This window comes from Vibrio sp. ES.051, assembly GCF_002563795.1.
In the GTDB taxonomy this organism is placed as follows: Bacteria; Pseudomonadota; Gammaproteobacteria; order Enterobacterales; family Vibrionaceae; genus Vibrio.
On the sequence record NZ_PDJL01000004.1, the window covers coordinates 1271789 to 1293571 of the forward strand.

Genomic DNA, 21783 nt, shown 5'->3' on the forward strand with positions numbered 1-21783 from the left:
TCAACATAAGGTGACATAATGCGCACTTGGCGTAAGGGTCAGAAGATTAGCATTGGCGCTGCCAGATTAGTTACGCCGTATTTGGCTTTTGCTGCCTTTTCATCATAACGATTAGAATCAATCATCAACTCCGTTTCTATTTTATCAAGCGAGCTTTATGCTCTTAAATTGAGAACGATTAATTAGAAGATATGTGTAATCGAATATACTTTTCTGGGAAATTATAGCGATAGCGTTTTCCTACCTTTAAGTTAGATTTTACATATCGACATACTTTTTTGTCGCCATTGCTAGTTACTCGCTTTATGGCTGCTTTCTTACTCTTGTGCTCCATTTCTATCATGACATCGCAGTAGCCTTGATAATCGTCGAATTTATTACTCACTTTTCTTTGGAGTTTCGTTTTGATTTTTTTCGCCAAAGGGTTCGTTTCCGCATCGTCAGCTAAAGCTATTGACGACGTGCTAACAAAAAATAAAATCATTAAAGTCACAACGTAGCGCATTTTCATTCCATTTATATTATCCAATTGAGTCTTCTATCTTAATTATCTTATCTATGAATACGAAAATGGGACGCAACATTGCGTCCCATTTAACACTGTACAGTAATTGATATGTAGATTAAGCGCGCTTCTTTCCTTTGCTTGCTTTAAATCCTTGATGAGGGAAAACGTTTCTAATTTTTTGCTGGACTTTTTTAGGTACATTTTTACAAAACACCAATCTCATCCCTGTCCGCTGGTTGTACACTTTCATCTTGCCAGTAAACGGATTATGCTCACCGATATCTTTTAGGTTATGCTTAAATGATGGCGGTAAGTGCCCTTTTATTTTACTAATGTGCCCGTTATCAAAAGATACTTTGAGTATCGGTCGATCAACCGCAATTAACCAAAATATCACAATAGCAGCAATTAAAATTACGTATAACATATGACGCTCCCTAACCTAATTGGATAGCAACTTACTTAAATCTTCTTTGATAGAGGTAACTTTCTGGCTCGCTTTTTCGCTTCTTGAAGCCTCTGAAAGTAAGTATTCAATGGCATCAGAGAGCGTACATCCCAGTTCATTTGCTCGACTAGAAAGCTTTTCCCATACCCTGTAATCCAAATCTATGGATTTCTTCTTGGTATGAACTTGTTCTGCGTTGAAATGGCGCTTCCTTTTTGCACGAATAGCCTGTTTGAGTTTGTTCTCTATCTCTTCTGACATATGGTTTTCTATCCAGGCCAGTACAAGTGTAGGTTCGTGCTCTAGGCGCTTTAACTCTGCAACGGCAGACTCGGCTGCACTGGTGTCAATGTGGCGAGTAATAGCCTCCCCATCCTTCCATTTGTTTATCAAGTATTTCCATTTCCACCCGCACTCTAAATTTTCAAGCTGCTGATATTTCATCTGTTTCCACCTACAAAGATAGCCTAGTGACAGCGTAACCCAGATGTTGAAGTTCGGCAAACAAATACATTAGAAGTATCGATGCTGATCACTCATTTGTCTAAGCCTTGTTCATCGAGTATTCTTCATTTTAGATAGCGTAAATTGGTGCTAGGGAGTTAATGCTCATTTCGTTATAATGGTGGCAATATTGAATTATGATGAATTTTAATGAACCAACTTAACTGGCAAGACGTTACTCCTTCGCTCGAACAATACGAAACGCTTTTAAAATCAACTCGTACACTACCTAAAAAGACATTTGTAGACCTTCAACCGAGAATGGCGGCGACAATATCGCGATTTTCAAAAATTTTCGGTTTAACACGTGTTTTACTTATCAATTGTGTCGACAATTCTATATACCGAGATTTTATAAGCGATTCTGTAAAGAATGAAACCTCATTGCCGGTAGTCACCACAGAATCTCTTGATGCCAAACTTCTATTTGATCGCTATAGCGTAAGTGAAAACGGTGAGACTGTTTTCCAGTCAGGGCTGCTTTCCAAAGCCGACAATGGTTATTTGATCGTACCTGCAAATTTAATTTTAGCTAATCCGGGATATTGGCCCAATATTAAATCAGCAGTTCAAAAGCATCCCATCGATCCATTGAATTTGAGCCCTACTCGTCTTGCGTCTTCTCCGATTTCGTCATGTCGCTATGATGTAAAGCTTGTCGTAACTGGAGAAAGAAGCCAGTTGGCAGAGCTTGAGTATATTGATGAAGACTTCCGTTCAGGTTTCACTATGTATACAGAAGTAGAGGAAGATATTCACTTATCGCAACAAAACTTAGCTGATTACCTTAGTCTCGTTAATTGGATATGTTCCGAGTATTGCTTACCAAGTTTGGATGACAGCGCATTTAAAAGATTGCTTTTGGCTGGAATGCGTTATACCGAAGACCAACATTATCTTCCTTTGGGGGTAATGTGGCACTGTCAATTATTGAGCCTTGCGAGTCAGTACAGTTCAAATGAAGAGCTTGATTATGACGCGATAGATAGAGCGATTGATGACAAGTATTACCGTGAGTCATACCTGCCACAACGTGCTGTTTACGACATTCTTGATGGGCAAGTGATTATAGAAACAACGGGTGAACAAGTCGGACAAATTAATGGCTTAACGGTGGTTGATATGTCAGGTCACCCAGTTTCTTATGGTGAACCTGCACGTATTTCATGCGTTATTCACTTTGGTGACGGTGATGTTTCCGACGTTGAGCGTAAAGCTGAGCTTGGTGGTAATTTGCACGCCAAAGGCATGATGATTATGCAGGCATTCCTAAGCTCTGCGCTCAAGCTGGACGAACCGTTACCTTACTCTGCCTCTATTGTGTTCGAGCAATCGTACAGTGAAGTCGATGGTGATAGTGCATCCCTTGCGGAGTTATGTTGTTTGGTCAGTGCTTTATCAGCATCCCCTGTTAATCAACAAATTGCTGTAACCGGCGCTGTCGATCAATTTGGACGAGTACAAGCTGTTGGAGGGTTGAACGAGAAAATTGAAGGCTTCTATCAGGTCTGTAAGCATCAAGGTTTTACTAGGAACCAAGGTGTGGTCATGCCAACCAGCAACCTCAAGCATCTTGCTTTGCATAAAGATGTAATAGAAAGTATCAAGAGTGGCGAGTTCCATATATGGTCAGTTTCTACCGTTGACGAAGCCATTCCTATTATTATGGGTAAACCATTTAGAGGTGAAGACGACAGCATTATTGGAAAAATTGCTGAACGTATTGAAAGTTTTGAAAGACATGAGCATACAGAAGGAATTGTGCAACGCATCAAAAACTGGTTTGTTTAGTACTGATCGGAGTTGTCTAGCGTACACGTGTTCACTAAGATGCACCTGTCAAAATTTGGAGTAATTGATAATGCAAAACAAACGTGATTCTTACAACCGTGATGATCTTCTTGCTTCGAGCCAAGGTGAGCTGTTCGGCCCTGGATACCCGCAGCTTCCTGCACCGAATATGTTAATGATGGACCGTATTGCTAAAATGTCCGAGACTGAAGGTGATTTTGGTAAAGGCTTGATTTTAGCTGAATTGGATATTACTCCAGATCTTTGGTTTTTTGATTGCCATTTCCCTGGTGACCCAGTAATGCCTGGTTGTCTTGGTTTAGATGCAATGTGGCAGCTTGTTGGTTTCTTCCTTGGTTGGGTTGGCGGTAAAGGCAAAGGCCGTGCATTAGGCGTTGGCGAAGTGAAGTTTACTGGTCAGATACTACCAACGGCGAAAAAAGTGACCTATGAAATCCACATGAAGCGCGTCGTGAATCGTAAATTAGTGATGGGTTTGGCTGATGGCCATGTATATGTTGATGGTAAAGAGATTTACGTTGCCAAAGATTTGAAAGTCGGCTTGTTCCAAGATACTTCAAACTTTTAATTATCAATAAGTACTCAATATCTTTTGAAAGACTCTCTCTGGGAGTCTTTTTTAGTTTTGTAGAAGAGTAAAAAAGGCTCCTGAGAGCCTTTTTGAATCCTTATATTTGTATGTGGAGAGTTATTTGTAGAGACCAGATTGTCTTTCATCTCTGGCATCACGCCAACCACCTAACCAATATGACCGAGCATCAACTTGTTGATACGGGCAAGCCTCTTGAGACCTTCCATTCAACCCTGCCTTATAGCCTTGAGATTGAGCTCGCTCTAGGCGATCACGCTTTTGTCTCTTCATAGTTAATTCCTCATACAGGTCCATTTACTAAGTAAAGCTGTTTGGTGAAACTTTGATGGAGTTTTTATGACTCCATCTATAAGAATCGATCAGATTACGTATTTTCTCAAGGCACAAAAAAAGCAGAGGCTCAATTCTGTGAGCCTCTGCTTGATTTAAAAATTACTAACTATTTTCTACGGAACCCAAACAATCCAAGCATGGTCAAAGCCAACCAACCAAGTCCAGCGCCTTGACGTTCAGACGTTGTTTGTTCAAAAGAACGAGAACGAATATCTGCTTTATCTGCACCAAGTATCGGAAGCAGTTTGACCGCGACTACTTTCTCGGCATTCGCTTCACCGCTTTTACACAAAGAGTTATGCGCAGTACTGTCATACCCTCCTTCACACTTAATCGCGGTAGCAGAAATAACGCCAGCGTCGTTAATATCTGTTGCGTCAATGATACGGAATTGGTTATTTGCTTCGGATTGGTCACCACCGTTGGTCAAATCATCTAAGAACCATGCTCTATTATCAAAAATAGCTTTGCGCTCTGCTACAGTTCCAGTTGAGTCGTATGGATAGATAAAACCACGTTTACGGCGCGGCTTTCCATCGTCCTCACGAGTAGTCTCAGCGTCTAGTTGACCGACGATTTCATTGTACGCGTTAATCCCACCCATCTTACCGCCGGCGCCATTGAAGAAAATACCAGTGGTTGGATAAAATGCGTTTAAAGTATCTCGTACATCATCTACGATAAACAACCGATTTGGATAAGCACCAGCAGTAGCGATTCTTCGTTTCGCCTCGCCGATCGCGACAAAGTTTGAGTTGACATCCGTTAAGCGTGAGTTTGAGTGAATAGTATCCCCCCCCTCACGTTGTCTTGCACCTACAACAACTTTGCTTTCCCAGGTCGAGTTTTCAACAGAACTTACAGAGTCAAGCGTCCCAACAAAAACAGTCGCATTTAGATAATTATCATCAGAGTAAGTATTGTACCCGACACCATAGACTGTAGTACCGAAAGTGACAAGGTCACGCATACTGCCTTGGGCAAGCTTTTCACCGTCTTTAGCATTTTTACTTGGCCAAGCTATTTCACGGACATTTCCACTTGCATCCCAAATTGCAGCTTTTGAGGTGTGATGCGAGCCATTTGTATTGCTTGCTGTTCTGGAAACACTACCTACTGTAAAGGTACCGTCTGTATTCCACGCGTGGCTTTGTACAACACTTGCTTGGCTGAGAATATTTGGCTTAATAGGCGAAACAACTCTATTTCGTGTTTCCAGTGTTGATGAGTCTGATGTGCTAACAACGCTTTGATTACCAATCGCTGCGCCGCTTTCTGTTAGATGATTAATAACATTGTTATATTCATTCGTGTAGGCGTCAGCATTGCCTTCTACAAAAGCTAATGCGTTAGAAGTGAAATCTTTATTTAGCTCTTTGTTCCAAGGCGCCCAGTTTACTGCAGCCCAAGATTCACAAGTGGAGTAACCAAGTTGGTTGAAGCAATAACTTTCAAAATCGTCAAACTCTTCTATGTTATAAAAGCCCGCGTCCATGGCAAACGGGATTTCTTCACGGTAGCTGTTACCATCTACTGCTTGCGTTGCCGATATCGGCGTTGTACGAGTCTCAAGCGCTAGTTTAAATTGCTCTGGTGTACAGTTCGCTGCAGCATCAAAACAACCTTTCGAAAATGGGACCGGTTCAGCGATGTTTGGATCAACGTAAACATCACCCTGCTGGATTGCAACGCCATAAGAGGTTTGAGCCGTTACATCGTCTACACTATTTCCGTCAATTTGAGGAGAGACTTCAATAACCTGATACAATGCCGCATGTGCATTCATTGTGGTGCCAACCATTATCGCAATGGCGGTCAATTTGAATTTATTACTACAATTCATTGAAATATTAACTATCCTGTTGCGTTGCTTCGAGTTCTTCCCATCTCTCGAATGCGATTTCCAACTCCTGCTCTAGCGCAGCAAGTTGTTCCAATACCGGTTGAGTCTGTTCTACAGGTTTTGCGAAGAACTCTGGGTTGTTCACTTGCTCCTGTAGGCTCTCAATATCCGACTCTAATTGTTCAAGTTTAGCTGGTAGAGCTTCTAATTCTCTTTGCAGCTTATATGATAACTTCTTTGTGTTGTTCTTAGGTTGGGCTGTTTTGGGAGTTTCCTCAACCACTTTCTCATTTTTCGTTGTTTTTTCAACCGATTGACGAACAGCTCTCGCTTGCTCGCGCTGTTGTCTTGCATCGTGATAACCGCCGACAAACTCTTCAATTATTCCGTTGCCCTCGAAGATCCAGCTTGTAGTCACCGTATTATCAACAAATTCTCGGTCGTGGCTTACTAGCAATAACGTACCATGATAGTTGGCAAGCATTTCTTCTAAAAGTTCCAACGTTTCGATATCCAAATCGTTGGTTGGTTCGTCTAGAATAAGTAAGTTGTTTGGCTTCAATAAGATACGAGCCAACAACAAACGGTTTTTTTCACCGCCAGACAGCGCTTTAACCGGTGTTCTTGCGCGTTTGGGGGCGAATAAGAAATCCTGAAGGTAACTTAGCGCATGACGTTGACGCCCGCCAACCATCACTTCTTGTTTACCATCAGCCAAGTTATCAAGCACCGTTTTTTCTGGATCCAAGATTTCTCGATATTGGTCAAAATACGCGACGTCGAGTTTAGTACCGCAATGCAGACGACCAGATTGAGGTTCTAGCTGACCTAATAGCAATTTAAGTACTGTACTTTTACCACAACCATTTGGGCCGACAAGTGCGATACGATCGCCACGCATGATATTAAAGCTAAAGTTGTCAACGATGGTTTTGCCTTCGTAAGCAAAAGAAATATTTTCAGCTTCAAAAACAATTTTCCCTGACCGTGAGCCATCATCAATATTTAGATTAACTTTCCCCTGCACATCACGACGACTCGAACGCTCTTCGCGGAGTTTTTTCAAGGCACGAACACGCCCTTCATTTCGAGTACGACGAGCTTTAATACCTTGACGGATCCAAACCTCTTCTTGCGCCAACTTCTTATCAAATTCTGCATTTTGCATTTCTTCGACTCGAAGCATCTCTTCTTTTTCAATCAAATAATTGTCGTAATCACCAGGAAAAGAGGCGAGTTGACCGCGATCTAAATCGACAATGCGTGTCGCCATCGATTTGATGAACGCGCGATCGTGAGAGATGAAAATGATTGAACCTTTAAAATCTTTTAGGAAATTTTCTAACCATTCGATTGTTGTAACGTCTAGATGGTTCGTCGGTTCATCCAGAAGCAATACATCTGGGTCACAAACAAGAGCACGCGCCAAGGCGGCTTTACGCTGCCAGCCACCGGATAAGTCACTCAACTTGGTCTCTGGACTTAACTGCAATGCTCCGAGTACATTTTTAACTCGGTCTTCAAAACGCCAAGCATTAGAATGGTCGAGCAGCTCTTGAGTCTTCGCTAAACGGTTAATGTTTTTCTCACTTGGATCTTGAGCAACAAGATCCAAAAGATCGTGATAGATCTTAAGTTGCTCGCCTACCTCAGCTAAGCCGCCAGAAACATATTCGTAAACAGTGCCTTCTTGATTAAGAGGCGGGTCTTGTTCCAGTCGAGAAACCACAACATCTTGAGTGACCTGAATTTTACCGTCGTCTAAAAGTATCTCACCAGCCAGCACTTTCATTAATGTTGACTTACCAGCGCCGTTTCGGCCGACTAGACAGACTCGTTCGTTTTCTTGCAAGGCAAACTCTGCGTGGTCGAGTAACGGATGATCTCCGAACGCAAGTTGTGCATTATGAATGGTAAGTAATGCCATTATTTTCCAACCAGTTTGTAAGTTGTTCTAAATCGAACGGCCAGTTCAACTCAGAATCTTGATATTTTAATACAGGAATCGTGACGCCGTAACGAGAAAATAGATCATCATCAAACGCAATGTCGATAATATCCGTTTGTTCTCCTAACCCCGCCTTTTCCACTAAAGTAAATGCCATCTCACAAAGATGGCATCCCTCTGTGCTATACAATATCAGCACTTTTAATGTCCTTATCTTTACCTATTAATCTGCGTGAGTTACCAACCAACAATTGTGGATGTGCTTATTTCGCGCAAAATCTAATGGCAACGTTTGAGATGAAATATTCTGAGCTTTTAAGCCAAGTTCGGCTAGGGCTGCTTCATCCATCTTAAAGTGACGTTTGTTATTTGAGAAAACAATCGTGCCACCTTGTCTTAAAAGGCGTTTTAGATTCGTCATTAATTTAATATGGTCACGCTGAACGTCAAAAGATGTTTCCATGCGTTTTGAGTTAGAAAATGTAGGTGGGTCGATAAAGATAAGGTCATACTCGCCTTTTGCACCTTCTAACCATTGTAAACAATCTGCTTGTTCATAATGGTGTTGTCGACCCACACAGCCATTAAGTTGCATGTTGTCTTTTGCCCAATTGAGGTAGGTATTAGACATATCTACCGTCGTTGTTGAGCGTGCTCCACCCACGGCGGCGTGGACTGTCGCACTGCCGGTATAAGCAAACAAGTTTAAGAAGTCTTTGCCTTGAGCCATTTCACCAAGTCGACGACGGGTGATCTTATGATCGAGAAAAAGGCCTGTATCAAGGTAGTCATGAAGGTTTACGATCAGCTTCACACCATACTCATGAACTTCTAATGTCTCTGAAACCTGTCCCAATTTTTGGTACTGGCTACGCCCTTTTTGTTTTTCGCGAACTTTGAGTACGACTTTGTTTGCTTCTACACCAGTAACTTGAATAGTCGCGCGAATAATATCGGTTAAACGGCGCTTAGCTTTCTCTTCGGGGATATCTTTCGGGGCCGCATATTCTTGAATCACGATGTGATCACCATAAACGTCAATTGCAACGTTGTATTCTGGTAAGTCTGCATCGTAGATTCGGTAACAGTCTAGCTTCTCTTTACGAGCCCATTTACCAATCTTACCGATGTTCTTTTTAAGACGGTTTGAAAAATCGGGAGCGATTTGAACTTGCTTATTATCAGTTCCTTTGATTTCTTCAATACTACGAGCTGCAATTGTGTAGTTTCTTTGGTGACACGGTAACGCACCATTATTTAGCTTAAATTGTTTCTCAGCGCGCATACGCAAACAGCTAAGTAGTTCATCGGAACTAGAGAAAATTGAGGCTTTGCAGCCACCGAACTCAGATTTAAGCTGTCCACCAAATGCAGTATACAATGCTATGAGGCCCGGCTCGGTACCCAAACGTTCACCATAAGGTGGGTTCGAAACGATAACCCCATTTTCGAAACCTGTTGGTCGAGTAATGGTCGCAGCATCGCCTTGAGCAAACTCAATCAGCTCTTCAACACCCGCTCTGCGTGCGTTTTCCTGTGCGACTTTAAGAACTCTAGGATCGTTATCAAAGCCATAAAATTTAGCGTCAACTTTTTTGACGCCGCGTCGAGCCTGTACACTCGCTTCCGATTTAATCTCAGCCCACGTTTCTGGCTCGAAATCCTCTAACACCTCAAAGCCCCACTGTTTACGCTTAACGCCAGGCGCCATATTCGCAGCCATCATGGCCGCTTCGATAAGCAGCGTACCCGAGCCGCACATTGGGTCGAGTAATGGCTGGTGACCATCCCAACCACAGCGCATGATAATCGCAGAGGCAAGCGTTTCACGAAGTGGTGCTCGACCGGATTCTGGGCGGTAACCACGTTGGTGGAGCCCACTTCCTACCATGTCTACGCCAAGTAGCGCTTTGTCTTTATGTAAACGGACATGAACTCTAACGTCGGGGCTCTCTTTACTGATATTAGGACGCGGTAGTCCTTTGTTTTCAAAACAGTCTACGATGCCGTCTTTGACTTTCATCGCCCCGTATTGACTGTTTCTAATTTCATGGTTTGTACCATTAAAGTCCACAACAAAGCGTTTTGAGCTATGAAATTGATTAACCCAATTAATCGCGGATGTGGATAGATACAAGTCCATGTCGTTGTTACATGTGAACTCAGATAAAACACGTACAAATCGAGACGCTAAACGGCTCCACAAACAACAGCGGTAAACTTGTTCGTTTGTCGCTTTAAATTTTACGCCTGCCTGTACTGGTTTCGCATTTTCGATGCCTAGTTTAGTCAGTTCTTCAACAAGCAAGTTTTCCATGCCATTTGAAGTTACCGCGAGATATTGATTCATAGTGTTCTTTCGCTGATAAAAATGGCTTCAATTATACCTGACTTTAGGATCAATGCCTCGTTTTTAAAGGCATTTTCCTATCTGTTAGAACAAACCCTCACCAGTTTTATAATCTGAAAGTTTCAACATTTTTGATTCTCACCACTTTTGCACAATCAACGACTTTCAAGGGGCGCAAGCGAAGTGAATACTTATTCTATGTATCTTTGGACTATACCAGAATAACTGAATAGGTGAAATTTACTTACATTTCCTCAATATAGAGGAATAAATGACGAAAATATAAGTGTCGCGTTGACTAATCCTAGGAATTATTAAGATGAAAAAAGTGAGATAAAGTGACCAGCTTCATATTTACATGTTTAGAAAAAACACAATTGTATAAGCAATTAGGCTTAGAGGAGTAAAGAAAGAGACAAAAAAAATCGACCGATACGGTCGATTAAAGAAGACATAGGAACGAAACAAAGAAAAATAAAACTGATTTAGCCAACCATTGCCATCGGAGTGAGCGCTAATAAATGGCTTGCGCAAGCCATACGGTCATGCATCACTTTAATTGGTTGGCCGAACTGAAGTACTTTGCTGCCATCGAGAACAAACTCGTTCTGACCCGCATAAGCACACAAACTTGATGTTTCACCGGGCTCTAAAACGATAAATATACCTTCAGAGTATTGATTAGTGAGAAATACCATGCCCCCTTCTTCCGGCTCATAGCCAGTTGACTGGGCATCGAAAAACCAACTTTTAGGTTGAACAGGCTTGTGAAAACGCTGAGCTGCGACGCAATACAGTGTTAATTCAGCTTGGCGGTATTCATTGATATCGAGACAACGGATGCGTTCATTGAACGTTTGGAAAGCACTAGCGTCATCGACGGTAAATTCATTTTTAGAGAAGGCGCTGTTGACCAACAATTTTCGGGATAAATTGGTTTGGAAAATCATTTCCTCCCCTAGATCCAGCATTAAGAAAGCTTTCTGCTCATCATAATACCAATTCCATTTGTCGCTGGGTTTAAGCATTATTCCGTTCTCTCTTGATTAGTAAAATCAGTGGTTAAGAGGTAAGACGCTTAATTACCTACTCGTTATTTTTGATTTTACAAACCAACGGACAAAAAAAAAGAGGAAACAAGTTCCTCTTTTTTATGTAATACGTGCTGATTTTTCAGCAATTTTTAAGTAATACTAGAGATTCTTAACAATATCGCGTACAAGGCCAGGGCCGTGATAAATGAATCCTGTGTAAACTTGGACTAGCTGCGCGCCCGCCATCATTTTTTCTTTTGCGGCAATGTAAGAGTCCACACCGCCTACACCGATGATCGGCAGTTTATCTCCCAGTGTTTGATGAAGTTTACGAACTACCTCAGTCGAGCGAGATTGCACAGGTCGGCCACTTAAGCCGCCAGCTTCGTTAGCGTGCTTCATGCCTTCAACCATCGTACGATCAAGTGTTGTGTTGGTCGCTATCACACCATCAATGTTGTTCTTGAGTAAAGAGTCGCAAATCCGGTTGATTTCATCATCGCTCAAATCTGGCGCAATTTTTAGCGAAAGCGGAACGTATTTATCGTGCTTTTCAGCAAGTTCCGCTTGCTTAGCTTTTAACTCAGAAAGAAGAACATCAAGTGCTTCACCGTATTGAAGTGAACGCAATCCTGGAGTATTTGGCGACGAGATATTGACCGCGATATAGCCAGCGTACTCATACACTTTTTCCATACAAATCAAGTAGTCTTCTGCCCCTTTCTCTATCGGAGTGTCTTTATTCTTTCCGATATTAATTCCGAGAACGCAATCGAACTTGGCTTTTTTTACATTTTCAATCAAGTGATCAACGCCGAGGTTATTAAATCCCATACGATTGATGATGCCCTCAGCTTCAACTAAACGGAACAAGCGTGGTTTATCATTACCAGGTTGAGGACGAGGCGTTACGGTACCGACTTCAACGAAACCAAAACCCATAGCATCAAATGCTTCAATACATTCGCCGTTTTTGTCTAAACCTGCGGCAAGGCCTACAGGATTGCGGAATGTTAATCCCATGCATTCAACTGGACGAATTGGTAATTGCTGACGATAGAGAAGATCGAGTGGTGTGCCGTTAAAGCGTTGGAAGTTCTTGATTGCAAGATCATGTGCCTTTTCGGCATCAAGTTGGAAAAAGCCAGTTCTGGCTAAACGGTAAAGCATTGTGCCTCCGAGAGAAAAAAAGCTCCGTATAAACGGGGCAATATTATTTACTGTTTTCCATCGTAATTCAATGAAAATGAATGTATTAAGAAAAATCCAATATATTTTTTATACTTTTTATTTAAAAACAATCAATTAGCATGAAATATCAACCGCAAAGTATATAGTAAATACTCGGAAGTAATCGATTTCAATGTCTTTAAAACTCAACTTGAGTTACGGTGTAACCTTATAGTAGCAAGTCATCTATAATAACGATAGAGAATAAAAAGCCCCGTTATTACGGGGCTTTTATCGGAAGTTTAACTCACCTATTCTTTCGAAGAACAGTTCAAGTTTAGAAGCACCAGCTCACGAAGTGCTACCGAGAATTTGGCAAATTCATGTACTGAGCCTACTTTAAACTCATTTAGGATACTTTCCCAACGTTGTAAAGATTGCTTATTGGTTATCATCCAATCATCCAGTGCTTTGATGACATCTAAGTCATCGGTGGCACATCCACACGTTATAACTTGTGCAGTAAGTTGACGTTGTTGCCAATCCAAATCTTCACGAAATGCCGCTCTTGCTAATGCTTGCCAATTGTTATCAACGGCTTGGCTATTAATCTGCTTCAAGAACCAATGCAACGATAGACGGTCTCCTAAATTGAAATACAGTCTTGATGCTTGCTCAACGGTTTTTCCTGTTTCACTCGCAACAGAAGAAATATCCAATGCGGATTGTAGGCTAGATAAACGAGCAACTTGGTGTGCAAGTTTCTCTTCTACCCCTCTTTCTATCCAAACCTGAGCGAGTTCGTTGTGCTCTTCAACTTCCGATTCAACCAGCATGGTATCTAGCGCTTCGGTGATAATATTGACATCTTGTTTATAAATAGCAATCAACTCGCCCACGGTATACTTACTGCTGCGGTTACGAAGTAGCCAACGAGCAATACGGCGTAGCGCACGACGAACATAATACATAATTTCGTATTGAGCTTGTGCCGTTGCGATATTATCAAGCTCTCTTGTTTGCTTAAGAATGTCTGATAAATCGAAGATTTCACGCGCAGCACTGTAGGCATTTGCAATGTCTACTATGCTTGCCCCTGTTTCTTCTTGCAAGCGAGTGACAAAGTTACAGCCCATTTCGTTAACCATTTGATTTGCTAAGGCTGTCGCGATAATTTCTGCTTTCAGTGGATGGTTTACCATCTGACTTTTATAGTTACAACGTAACGCACTTGGGAAGTACTCAACTAGCTGTTTAGCATGGAATTCATCATTGGCGATTTCATCCGTCGCTAATTGTTGTTTCAGTACCATTTTTCCATAAGCAACCAAAACTGACAGTTCAGGACGCGTAAGTCCTAAGCCTTGTTTTTCACGTTCGATCAAGGTTTCGTCGTCAGGAATGTACTCCAATGCACGGTCTAAGTATCCTGCTTTCTCCATAGTATGGATGAATCGAATTTGTTCCTTAACAATGCCGACGCCTTGCTGTTCCGTCACAGAAATCGATTCTGACTGACGGTACGCATCATCTAATACAATTTCACCAACTTCATCTTCCATCGATTCGAGGATTTGGTTGCGTTGTTTCATGGTGAGATCACCATTCGTGACCAATCCATTGAGGAAAATCTTGATGTTAACTTCGTTATCCGAGCAATCAACGCCACCTACGTTATCAACGAAATCCGTGTTGACTCGGCCACCATTCAATGCATATTCGATACGGCCACGTTGGGTCATACCTAGATTACCACCTTCACCAATCACTTTTGCTCTTAAGTCACGGCCATTAATACGTAGTAAATCATTAGCACGGTCACCGACATCGGTATGTGTTTCAGTCGACGCTTTAACATACGTACCAATACCACCATTCCACAACAGATCCACTTTCATTTTAAGGATCATTTGAATCAGATCATTAGGAGCTAAAGAGGCTTTTTTAGTGCCTAACATTTTCTGAATTTCCGGTGTCAATTGGATCGATTTTGCACGGCGTGAGAAAATTCCACCACCTTGGGAGATCAACTCCTTGTTGTAATCCTCCCAACTTGATCTTGGTAGATTAAATAATCGATTACGTTCTTCCCAGCTGGTGGCAGAGTCTGGGTTTGGATCAATAAAGATGTGCATGTGATTAAACGCAGCTTGCAAACGAATATGTTTCGATAGCAGCATACCGTTACCAAACACATCACCCGCCATGTCACCAACTCCAATCGCAGTGAAGTCCGTAGTTTGACAATTAATGCCCATTTCACGGAAATGGCGTTTTACTGATTCCCAAGCTCCCTTCGCGGTAATTCCCATCGCTTTATGGTCATAACCGTTAGAGCCGCCAGAAGCAAAGGCATCACCTAACCAGAAGTTATATTCAGCAGATACTGAGTTCGCTAAATCTGAGAATGTTGCGGTGCCTTTGTCGGCAGCAACAACCAAGTACGGGTCATCTTCATCGTGACGGATGACGTTCTGTGGAGGAATCACCTCGCCTTCAATGATGTTATCTGATACATCAAGCAACGCTCGAATAAAGCGCTTATAACAGCGTTGACCTTCCGCAAAAATTTCATCGCGGCTTGTTAGCGATGGCTGACGTTTACAAACAAAACCACCTTTCGCCCCAACCGGAACAATAACTGTATTTTTAACTTGTTGCGCCTTAACGAGACCAAGAACTTCGGTACGGAAGTCTTCTTGACGATCCGACCAACGCAATCCTCCGCGTGCAACCTTACCGCCACGAAGGTGAACACCTTCTATATCTGGTGCGTAAACGAATATTTCGAAAGCTGGTACTGGTTGCGGAATTTCAGGGATATCGCTTGGCTTCATCTTCAAAGATAACCAAGGCTTAGGCTGCTTATCTTCGTCCACTTGATAATAGTTGGTACGCAGCGTCGCCATGATCATATCGATATAGCGACGAATGATACGATCATCATCAAGGCTTTCCACGCGATCCAACTGTCCCGTTAATTTCTTGATAAGATCATTTTGTCCTTTTTCGCTGCCTTTGTGTCTTGGATCGAATCGTTTAGCGAACAGCTTTACTAGCCCAGTAGCCAAATCTGGATAATGAGTTAGTGTATCTTCGATATATTGTTGACTGAATGGGAAGCCTACTTGGCGCATGTAACGTGCATAAGCGCGAAGAATAGAAATCTCACGTCCAGAAAGTGAAGCACCTAGAAGCAACCGGTTGAAGCCATCGCTTTCAAGATTACCAGCCCAAATAGCAGCGAACGCTTGTTGGAAACGGTCGCGAGCTTCACGAAGATCAACGGTTCTTTCGCTCTTATGTAGCATGGAGAAATCAAGGATCCAGGACGTCTGTCCATTATTTTTCTCGATCTCGTAAGGTGATTCACCGATCACTCGCAATCCCAAGTTTTCTAACATTGGCATCACGTCAGAAAGGTGGATTGGCTCGTCACGATGATAGAGTTTTAAACGAACAGCTTTGGAATCAGCGCCCTCTTCTTGAGAACGGTAAAACAACATGCCTAATTTATTGTCGTCACTGAGTGCTTCTAAGCGTTCAATATCAGCGACCGCAGAACCCGGCATCATGTCTTCTTTGTATGAACGAGGGAAAGCCCTCATGTACTCTTTTGAAAGAGGCAGACCTTTACTTTCACCAAAGTTAGCGATGATGGACTCTTCAAGTCTGTCATCCCAAGAGGTAGAAACTTCCATTAGATTTCGCTCGATTTTTTTTACGTCTACGTCAATGTTGTTATTGTCTACACGAACAATGTAATGCGTTCTCGCTAATGGGCTTTCAGAGAAGAACGTTGTAAATTCAACCTCTTGTTCACAGCCAAAGTACTGCTTAAGAATGCGTTGAGTTTGACGACGTAATTCCGTGTTGTAGCGATCTTTCGTGACATAAACCATGCAGCTGAAGAAACGACCAAACGGGTCTTTACGAACGAACAAACGCAGCAAGTCACGATCTTGCATTTGCACAACACCCATACCAACTTCCAGCAACTCCTCTTCATTCGCTTGGAGCAATTCATCGCGAGGGTAATTTTCTAGAATATTGTGAAGTGCTTTATATGAGTATGACCCGTGGCGGTATCCACTTGCCTCTAAGATTCGATGTACTTTTTCTCGGATCAGAGGAATGCTTTGCACGGCTTGGTTGTAAACTGCAGAAGTGTAAAGCCCGGTAAAGCGGTGCTCACCGATGACTTTACCATTTTTATCAAACTTCTTAATGCCGATGTAATCGGTATAAGCAGGACGATGGATACGAGATGCTTTGTTACCTTTTGTGATAATTAAAGCGTATGGTTTTTTCGCTTCTAATCTTGCTGAATCGGATAGATCGGATAATTTAATGCTGCGTACACGCTTGTCATCAGCAAATAAACCGAGCCCCTTTTCTTTTGCAGGTACCAATTCTGTTTCGCCATTAACCTCTGCTAAGTCATAGTCTTTATAACCCATAAAGGTGAAGTTGTGATTCTCAAGCCAACGAAGAAACGCGATGGTTTCATCCATACGATCCATTTGGATCGAAACGCGATCTTTATTCTTTTCCAGATCGTCGGTAACGAATTTGAGTTTATCGACCATTTGCTTCCAATCATCAACTACTAAACGAGTATCAGATAAGATTGTTAGCAGCTCTTCTTTAAGCGCCTGCATTTTTTCTTTGCTGGTAAGACGGTCTACTTCAATGTGGAATAGTGACTGAAGTACGCCCCCCTCACCGTTTATATCCGTGACTTGACCTTTTTTATCACGCTGTAACTGAGTAGGATTGTTTAGCATTAAGTGGCAAACAAGATCCAAGCGTGTGAGCGCCATTTTGACTGAGTCGACTAAAAATGGACTATCTGGAACAACGATTTCTACAATTGTGTGGGTGGATTGCCAGCCATGTCGACTAACGGCCGGGTTAAATACTCGCACCGAAATGTCTTCAGGTTTTTTTTCGTTAATATGATGCCAAAGACTGACAACGGCTCCATAAAGATCAGATTCATTTCGATGAATCAAGTCATTATCAGCAATGTTACTGAATAAGTGTTGAGCAAGTTTAGTTACAAGCGTTTGGTGAGGTAGTTCGAGTTTGTCATGAATCAGCTGGTAAACCTTTTCAAGCAAAACCGGCACTACATTTTCACGCGCGGTCATATTCACACTCCACATTAGAATTGTTGTTTTGTAGGGACTTAGTCGCTGGGTCGTTACCCTAAAAACTAAGCATAGGTAATGCATATGCCCATTGTAAAAGCATAATTACAAATGTTTAACAACTAATCGTACTGATAAGAGGTGCAATCTTTGATTCTGTGACTAAGATTCCTAATTAACTCTCTACAAAAACAAGGCATCACAGAGTTTCTAACTTTAGAAACTTATTATTTTGGTCAATTGTTAGTCTAAACTGGCCTCTGATGCCGAGTTGATTAAGAAATGGTCTAAATTTAGCTGCGGGCAACTGCAGGCGTAAACCATTATGTGTTATGACTTGAACAACACTTGCAACACCAGAGTAATGAGATAAAAAAGCTTGATAGGAGATGTTGAGGGTAAAGTAGTAATGGGTCATGAGAAAATTAAGTAGAAAGTAAATTAGGGTGCTCGTGATGACCACCCTATTGTTTAGTTGATTATTCGTCTAGTGCTTTAGTCAATTTTTCAAATAAGTCTTTAGCGAGGTTATCCATACTTTTGAGTTTTTCAAGTTCCTCTCGAATCAAAGCTTGTCGCTTTTCATCGTACTTACGGAACTTAAGCAATGGATCAATCATACGAGATGCTACTTGTGGGTTGGAATCATTTAAATGACGAAGAATTTCTCCGGCAAATTGATAACCTGAACCAGACTTGTCATGGAAGCGAACTGGATTAGCATTTAGAAAAGATCCAATCAAACTGCGTATGCGGTTTGGGTTCTTTAAGCTGAATGCATCGTGACTCATGGTCGCTTTCACTTTCTCAAGCGCATTGTTTGCTGGGTTACTACCTTGCAGTGCAAACCATTTATCCATGACCAAACCATCGTGTTTCCATTTGTCGCTGTAATCCGCCATCAATGCTTCGCGGCATTCAAGCTGAGCCGTGTTCGCTGCACTCATCGCTGCAATCGTATCAGTCATGTTGTTCGCAGATTGATATTGCGCTTTCACTAACTGATTGCCTTTCTCAGTATGCGCTAAGTACTGCAAGCATTGATTGCGTAACGCGCGCTTCCCAATAGCTGCATGGTCAATGGTATAATCCGCTTGCTTAAGTGTATGGTAAGTAGCACTTAGCTCATCTTCCAACTCACAAGAAAGTGACAGGGTAATGCTGTTTAATACTTTATCGACAGCATCGATATCAACCTGTTGGTACCAACCGGTGATTTCATTGATCGACGGAAGCGATAGGACTTGAGCAATAAAAGCTGGCTCCAGGTTTTCATCGAGAATCACACCACGGAATGCATCAACCAACTCTTCAGAAAGCTTAATCTCCCCACCCGCTTGAATACGGCGTACGTTTTGGAGAATGTACTTCGCCAATAGCATTTGGCTTGCATCCCAACGAGCAAAATCGTTTGTTGCATGCTTCATCAAAAAGATTAACTCACTATCTTTGTAATCGTATTCTAATTTAACGGGAGCAGAAAATTCACGTAGCAAAGATGGGATTGGTTTTTCTTCTACGTTTTCGAATACAAACGTCTGTTTGTCTTGCTTAATATCTAGAACATTGTGAACGGTTTCCCCGTTGATCATTAGAGGAATAACTTGGCCCTTCGAATCATAGAGTTCGATATCAAATGGAATATGTAGCGCCTGTTTTTCTGCTTGATCGTATGTCGGTTCAGTAAATTGCTCTACCTTTAGCGCATACGTTTTTGCATCGGCATTGTATTCGCTATTTACACGCAGGGTTGGCGTACCTGATTGGCTATACCAGAGACGGAACTGTTGTAGATCGACACCAGTGGCGTCTTCCATTGCACATACAAAGTCTTCACAGGTGGCCGCCGTTCCATCGTGACGTTCAAAGTAAAGTTTCATCCCTTTTTGGAAACCTTCTTCACCCAGTAACGTGTGGCACATACGGATCACTTCACTACCTTTCTCATACACTGTTAAAGTGTAAAAGTTGTTCATTTCAATTACTTTTTCAGGGCGAATTGGGTGCGACATCGGGCTTGAATCTTCAGCAAACTGAGGTCCACGTATAATGCGTACGTTATCAATACGATTTACGGCGCGAGAGCCTAAATCCGATGAAAACTCTTGGTCACGAAAAACCGTTAAACCTTCTTTTAGGCTTAGTTGGAACCAATCACGACATGTTACTCGGTTACCCGTCCAGTTGTGGAAGTATTCATGTCCAATCACGGCCTCAATACCCAGATAATCACGGTCTGTCGCAGTTTGATCATTGGCAAGAACATACTTAGAGTTGAAAATATTTAGCCCTTTGTTCTCCATTGCGCCCATGTTGAAGAAATCAACGGCAACGATCATATAGATATCAAGATCGTACTCAAGATCGAATCGCTCTTCATCCCATTTCATTGAATTGATCAAAGAAGTCATCGCATGACCCGCACGATCTAAGTTACCTTTATCAACAAAGATTTCCAGATCGACATTGCGACCCGATATCGTCGTGTATTTATCACGTAAGACATCAAAGTCACCCGCAACAAGTGCAAAAAGATATGCTGGTTTCGGATGAGGATCTTGCCACTGAACCCAATGACGACCATTCTCAGCATCACCTTCTGCAATACGGTTACCGTTACTTAGCAAATACGGATAAGTCATTTTGTTTGCGATCACTTTGGTAGTGAACTTAGCGAGAACATCTGGGCGATCCAAGTAGTAAGTAATACGACGGAAGCCTTCTGCTTCACATTGAGTACAGAATGCTCCACCTGATTTGTATAACCCCTCTAGTGCGGTGTTTGCTTCAGGATCAATCTTTGTAATGATCTCAACCTCACACTCTGCAGGAAGATCAAAAAGCACGAGCGAGGTTTCTTTCACTTCATGATGTGCCCAATCTTCGCCATTGACTTTAACCGAACGTAACTCCAGCCCTTCACCATCAAGTTCTAATGTTGTTGATTCACCTTTTTGAACAACCTTAGATACTGCTGTCACGATTGTGTCGTTATCATAGAGGTCAAACGTGAGGTCGATGTCGGTGATTGAGTGAGATGGCGTTTGATAATCTTTACGATATTTAGATTGAGGAGCTTGAGCCATGTCCATAAATCCTTGTATTTAGAACAACAAATATACCAAGCCACTAGGTAAAAACTTAGTGCTAGTATTACGATATAAGCCATTTTTAGGGATTGTGGTACCAGAATACAAGTCTTTAGCATAAAAAACGGATCTTTTAGTGTTCTAGATCCGTTTTCTGATCAACATTTAAACAACTAGACTTGCTGTTATATAGATTAACTATTGTTAAGGTGTCACACGATTCAGCACCGCGTACATATCCCCGTTCGAATCTTCAATCGTTAATTTATTTTTGTTGAGTTGGTATGTCGTTCCATGCTCTCCATTTTCATACAGCAGTACTAGATATTCGTCTTCCGTATAAAACACACCTTGTTTTACCGATTCTTCACCTGCTTCGTTAGACACTCTAAACATAAATACGAAGTCAGGCTGGAGAATCAAATCCATATGATTAATATTATTCGCAATCAATCCGTCGCCTGATACATGAGAGCTTGACCAAATACCAGCAAGCGTATTCGACAATCCCTTAGTAAAAGTTACCCCATTAAGATCGAGTGTATTGTGATTGTTCCGATACGCATAAATCTGCGGTTCATCCGTATTCAACCCAAGCACAATCGTATCTTCGTTGACATTGTAAAGACCTTGCCAGTGATCAACCGAGTAGTCTTTCTTCTGAATATCGATGGAAAATGTGTAATCTGAACCCAGTGTCAGCTTGATCGCACGGAAGTTTTCCGCCGACTCTTTAGGGTTTGGATTCATTAAATACCAATCGCCGATGAGAAACGGGGTATCGAAGTGACTTAATTCATCTTCCTTTGTGTTTTCTCCACTCAACACAGCAAAACAACAAAAGCTAAGTAAAATAAAGAACCATTTCATATCGGCATCCTTAGTTTTCTTTTAGCTTAGGCATTAGTCGTTATTTTCGCGATAATTTTGACATAGATCACTTAAATTGTTTGTACAAAAAAAGCAAATATCCCACTTGAGATTGGATAAAAACAAAAA

At 41.8% G+C, this 21783-nt stretch carries 16 protein-coding genes; 2 read left to right on the plus strand and 14 right to left on the minus strand.

The window, feature by feature from the left end; genetic code table 11:
• Positions 1 to 178: 178 nt before the first annotated feature.
• The 3 genes from ATG66_RS12340 to matP all read right to left on the minus strand — a co-directional run bounded on the left by ATG66_RS12340 (position 179) and on the right by matP (position 1400).
• Positions 179 to 505, minus strand: a complete 327-nt coding sequence (locus ATG66_RS12340) for a hypothetical protein (protein WP_098415576.1) — start codon at positions 503 to 505, stop codon at positions 179 to 181.
• Between the two features lie 118 nt (positions 506 to 623).
• Positions 624 to 935, minus strand: a complete 312-nt coding sequence (locus ATG66_RS12345) for a DUF3634 family protein (protein WP_098415577.1) — start codon at positions 933 to 935, stop codon at positions 624 to 626.
• A gap of 15 nt (positions 936 to 950) precedes the next feature.
• Positions 951 to 1400, minus strand: a complete 450-nt coding sequence (gene matP / locus ATG66_RS12350; RefSeq protein WP_098415578.1) for a macrodomain Ter protein MatP — start codon at positions 1398 to 1400, stop codon at positions 951 to 953.
• Positions 1401 to 1610: 210 nt separating this feature from the next.
• Between matP and ATG66_RS12355 the strand changes: the two genes are divergently transcribed.
• Together ATG66_RS12355 and fabA are read left to right on the plus strand one after the other, a co-directional pair.
• Positions 1611 to 3251, plus strand: a complete 1641-nt coding sequence (locus tag ATG66_RS12355; RefSeq protein WP_098415579.1) for an AAA family ATPase — start codon at positions 1611 to 1613, stop codon at positions 3249 to 3251.
• A 70-nt stretch (positions 3252 to 3321) separates the two neighbouring features.
• Positions 3322 to 3840: a bifunctional 3-hydroxydecanoyl-ACP dehydratase/trans-2-decenoyl-ACP isomerase gene (fabA, locus tag ATG66_RS12360; RefSeq protein WP_098415580.1), complete on the plus strand. Its 519-nt coding sequence runs from the start codon at positions 3322 to 3324 to the stop codon at positions 3838 to 3840.
• Between the two features lie 120 nt (positions 3841 to 3960).
• On the opposite strand, the gene rmf is transcribed toward fabA, so the two are convergent.
• The 11 genes from rmf to ATG66_RS12415 form a co-directional block, all read right to left on the minus strand.
• A complete protein-coding gene (gene rmf, locus ATG66_RS12365; RefSeq protein WP_005377453.1) occupies positions 3961 to 4134 on the minus strand; it encodes a ribosome modulation factor in 174 nt (57 codons plus the stop codon).
• A gap of 169 nt (positions 4135 to 4303) precedes the next feature.
• Complete coding sequence (locus tag ATG66_RS12370) at positions 4304 to 6040, minus strand: DUF3466 family protein (RefSeq protein WP_098415581.1); 1737 nt, start codon at positions 6038 to 6040, stop codon at positions 4304 to 4306.
• A 7-nt stretch (positions 6041 to 6047) separates the two neighbouring features.
• The gene (locus ATG66_RS12375; RefSeq protein WP_098415582.1) at positions 6048 to 7967 is read right to left on the minus strand and encodes an ABC transporter ATP-binding protein; all 1920 of its coding nucleotides are present in this window, start codon (positions 7965 to 7967) and stop codon (positions 6048 to 6050) included.
• Positions 7945 to 8187 carry a glutaredoxin family protein gene (locus tag ATG66_RS12380; protein WP_098415583.1) on the minus strand — a complete coding sequence of 81 codons (243 nt, stop codon included), beginning with the start codon at positions 8185 to 8187 and terminating at the stop codon, positions 7945 to 7947. Before ATG66_RS12380 ends, ATG66_RS12375 begins: the two co-directional genes overlap by 23 nt.
• A 24-nt stretch (positions 8188 to 8211) precedes the next feature.
• A complete protein-coding gene (gene rlmKL / locus ATG66_RS12385; protein ID WP_098415584.1) occupies positions 8212 to 10338 on the minus strand; it encodes a bifunctional 23S rRNA (guanine(2069)-N(7))-methyltransferase RlmK/23S rRNA (guanine(2445)-N(2))-methyltransferase RlmL in 2127 nt (708 codons plus the stop codon).
• Positions 10339 to 10823: 485 nt separating this feature from the next.
• A complete protein-coding gene (locus tag ATG66_RS12390) occupies positions 10824 to 11366 on the minus strand; it encodes a cell division protein ZapC (RefSeq protein WP_098415585.1) in 543 nt (180 codons plus the stop codon).
• A 165-nt stretch (positions 11367 to 11531) separates the two neighbouring features.
• A complete protein-coding gene (pyrD, locus tag ATG66_RS12395; protein WP_098415586.1) occupies positions 11532 to 12542 on the minus strand; it encodes a quinone-dependent dihydroorotate dehydrogenase in 1011 nt (336 codons plus the stop codon).
• Between the two features lie 311 nt (positions 12543 to 12853).
• Complete coding sequence (locus tag ATG66_RS12400; protein WP_098415587.1) at positions 12854 to 17695, minus strand: NAD-glutamate dehydrogenase; 4842 nt, start codon at positions 17693 to 17695, stop codon at positions 12854 to 12856.
• A 199-nt stretch (positions 17696 to 17894) separates the two neighbouring features.
• The gene (locus tag ATG66_RS12405) at positions 17895 to 18113 is read right to left on the minus strand and encodes a DUF2835 domain-containing protein (protein ID WP_098415588.1); all 219 of its coding nucleotides are present in this window, start codon (positions 18111 to 18113) and stop codon (positions 17895 to 17897) included.
• A gap of 61 nt (positions 18114 to 18174) precedes the next feature.
• Positions 18175 to 20781: an aminopeptidase N gene (gene pepN, locus ATG66_RS12410; protein WP_098415589.1), complete on the minus strand. Its 2607-nt coding sequence runs from the start codon at positions 20779 to 20781 to the stop codon at positions 18175 to 18177.
• A gap of 207 nt (positions 20782 to 20988) precedes the next feature.
• A complete protein-coding gene (locus tag ATG66_RS12415; RefSeq protein ID WP_098415590.1) occupies positions 20989 to 21654 on the minus strand; it encodes a hypothetical protein in 666 nt (221 codons plus the stop codon).
• Positions 21655 to 21783 lie beyond the last annotated feature (129 nt).

Excerpts from the sequence above, each read along its gene's own strand:
- ATG66_RS12340 (WP_098415576.1), bottom strand. The coding sequence starts at position 505 with ATGCGCTACGTTGTGACTTTAATGATTTTATTTTTTGTTAGCACGTCG.
- ATG66_RS12345 (WP_098415577.1), bottom strand. The coding sequence starts at position 935 with ATGTTATACGTAATTTTAATTGCTGCTATTGTGATATTTTGGTTAATT.
- matP (WP_098415578.1), bottom strand. The coding sequence starts at position 1,400 with ATGAAATATCAGCAGCTTGAAAATTTAGAGTGCGGGTGGAAATGGAAA.
- ATG66_RS12355 (WP_098415579.1), top strand. The coding sequence starts at position 1,611 with ATGAACCAACTTAACTGGCAAGACGTTACTCCTTCGCTCGAACAATAC.
- fabA (WP_098415580.1), top strand. The coding sequence starts at position 3,322 with ATGCAAAACAAACGTGATTCTTACAACCGTGATGATCTTCTTGCTTCG.
- rmf (WP_005377453.1), bottom strand. The coding sequence starts at position 4,134 with ATGAAGAGACAAAAGCGTGATCGCCTAGAGCGAGCTCAATCTCAAGGC.
- ATG66_RS12370 (WP_098415581.1), bottom strand. The coding sequence starts at position 6,040 with ATGAATTGTAGTAATAAATTCAAATTGACCGCCATTGCGATAATGGTT.
- ATG66_RS12375 (WP_098415582.1), bottom strand. The coding sequence starts at position 7,967 with ATGGCATTACTTACCATTCATAATGCACAACTTGCGTTCGGAGATCAT.
- rlmKL (WP_098415584.1), bottom strand. The coding sequence starts at position 10,338 with ATGAATCAATATCTCGCGGTAACTTCAAATGGCATGGAAAACTTGCTT.
- ATG66_RS12390 (WP_098415585.1), bottom strand. The coding sequence starts at position 11,366 with ATGCTTAAACCCAGCGACAAATGGAATTGGTATTATGATGAGCAGAAA.
- pyrD (WP_098415586.1), bottom strand. The coding sequence starts at position 12,542 with ATGCTTTACCGTTTAGCCAGAACTGGCTTTTTCCAACTTGATGCCGAA.
- ATG66_RS12400 (WP_098415587.1), bottom strand. The coding sequence starts at position 17,695 with ATGACCGCGCGTGAAAATGTAGTGCCGGTTTTGCTTGAAAAGGTTTAC.
- ATG66_RS12405 (WP_098415588.1), bottom strand. The coding sequence starts at position 18,113 with ATGACCCATTACTACTTTACCCTCAACATCTCCTATCAAGCTTTTTTA.
- pepN (WP_098415589.1), bottom strand. The coding sequence starts at position 20,781 with ATGGCTCAAGCTCCTCAATCTAAATATCGTAAAGATTATCAAACGCCA.
- ATG66_RS12415 (WP_098415590.1), bottom strand. The coding sequence starts at position 21,654 with ATGAAATGGTTCTTTATTTTACTTAGCTTTTGTTGTTTTGCTGTGTTG.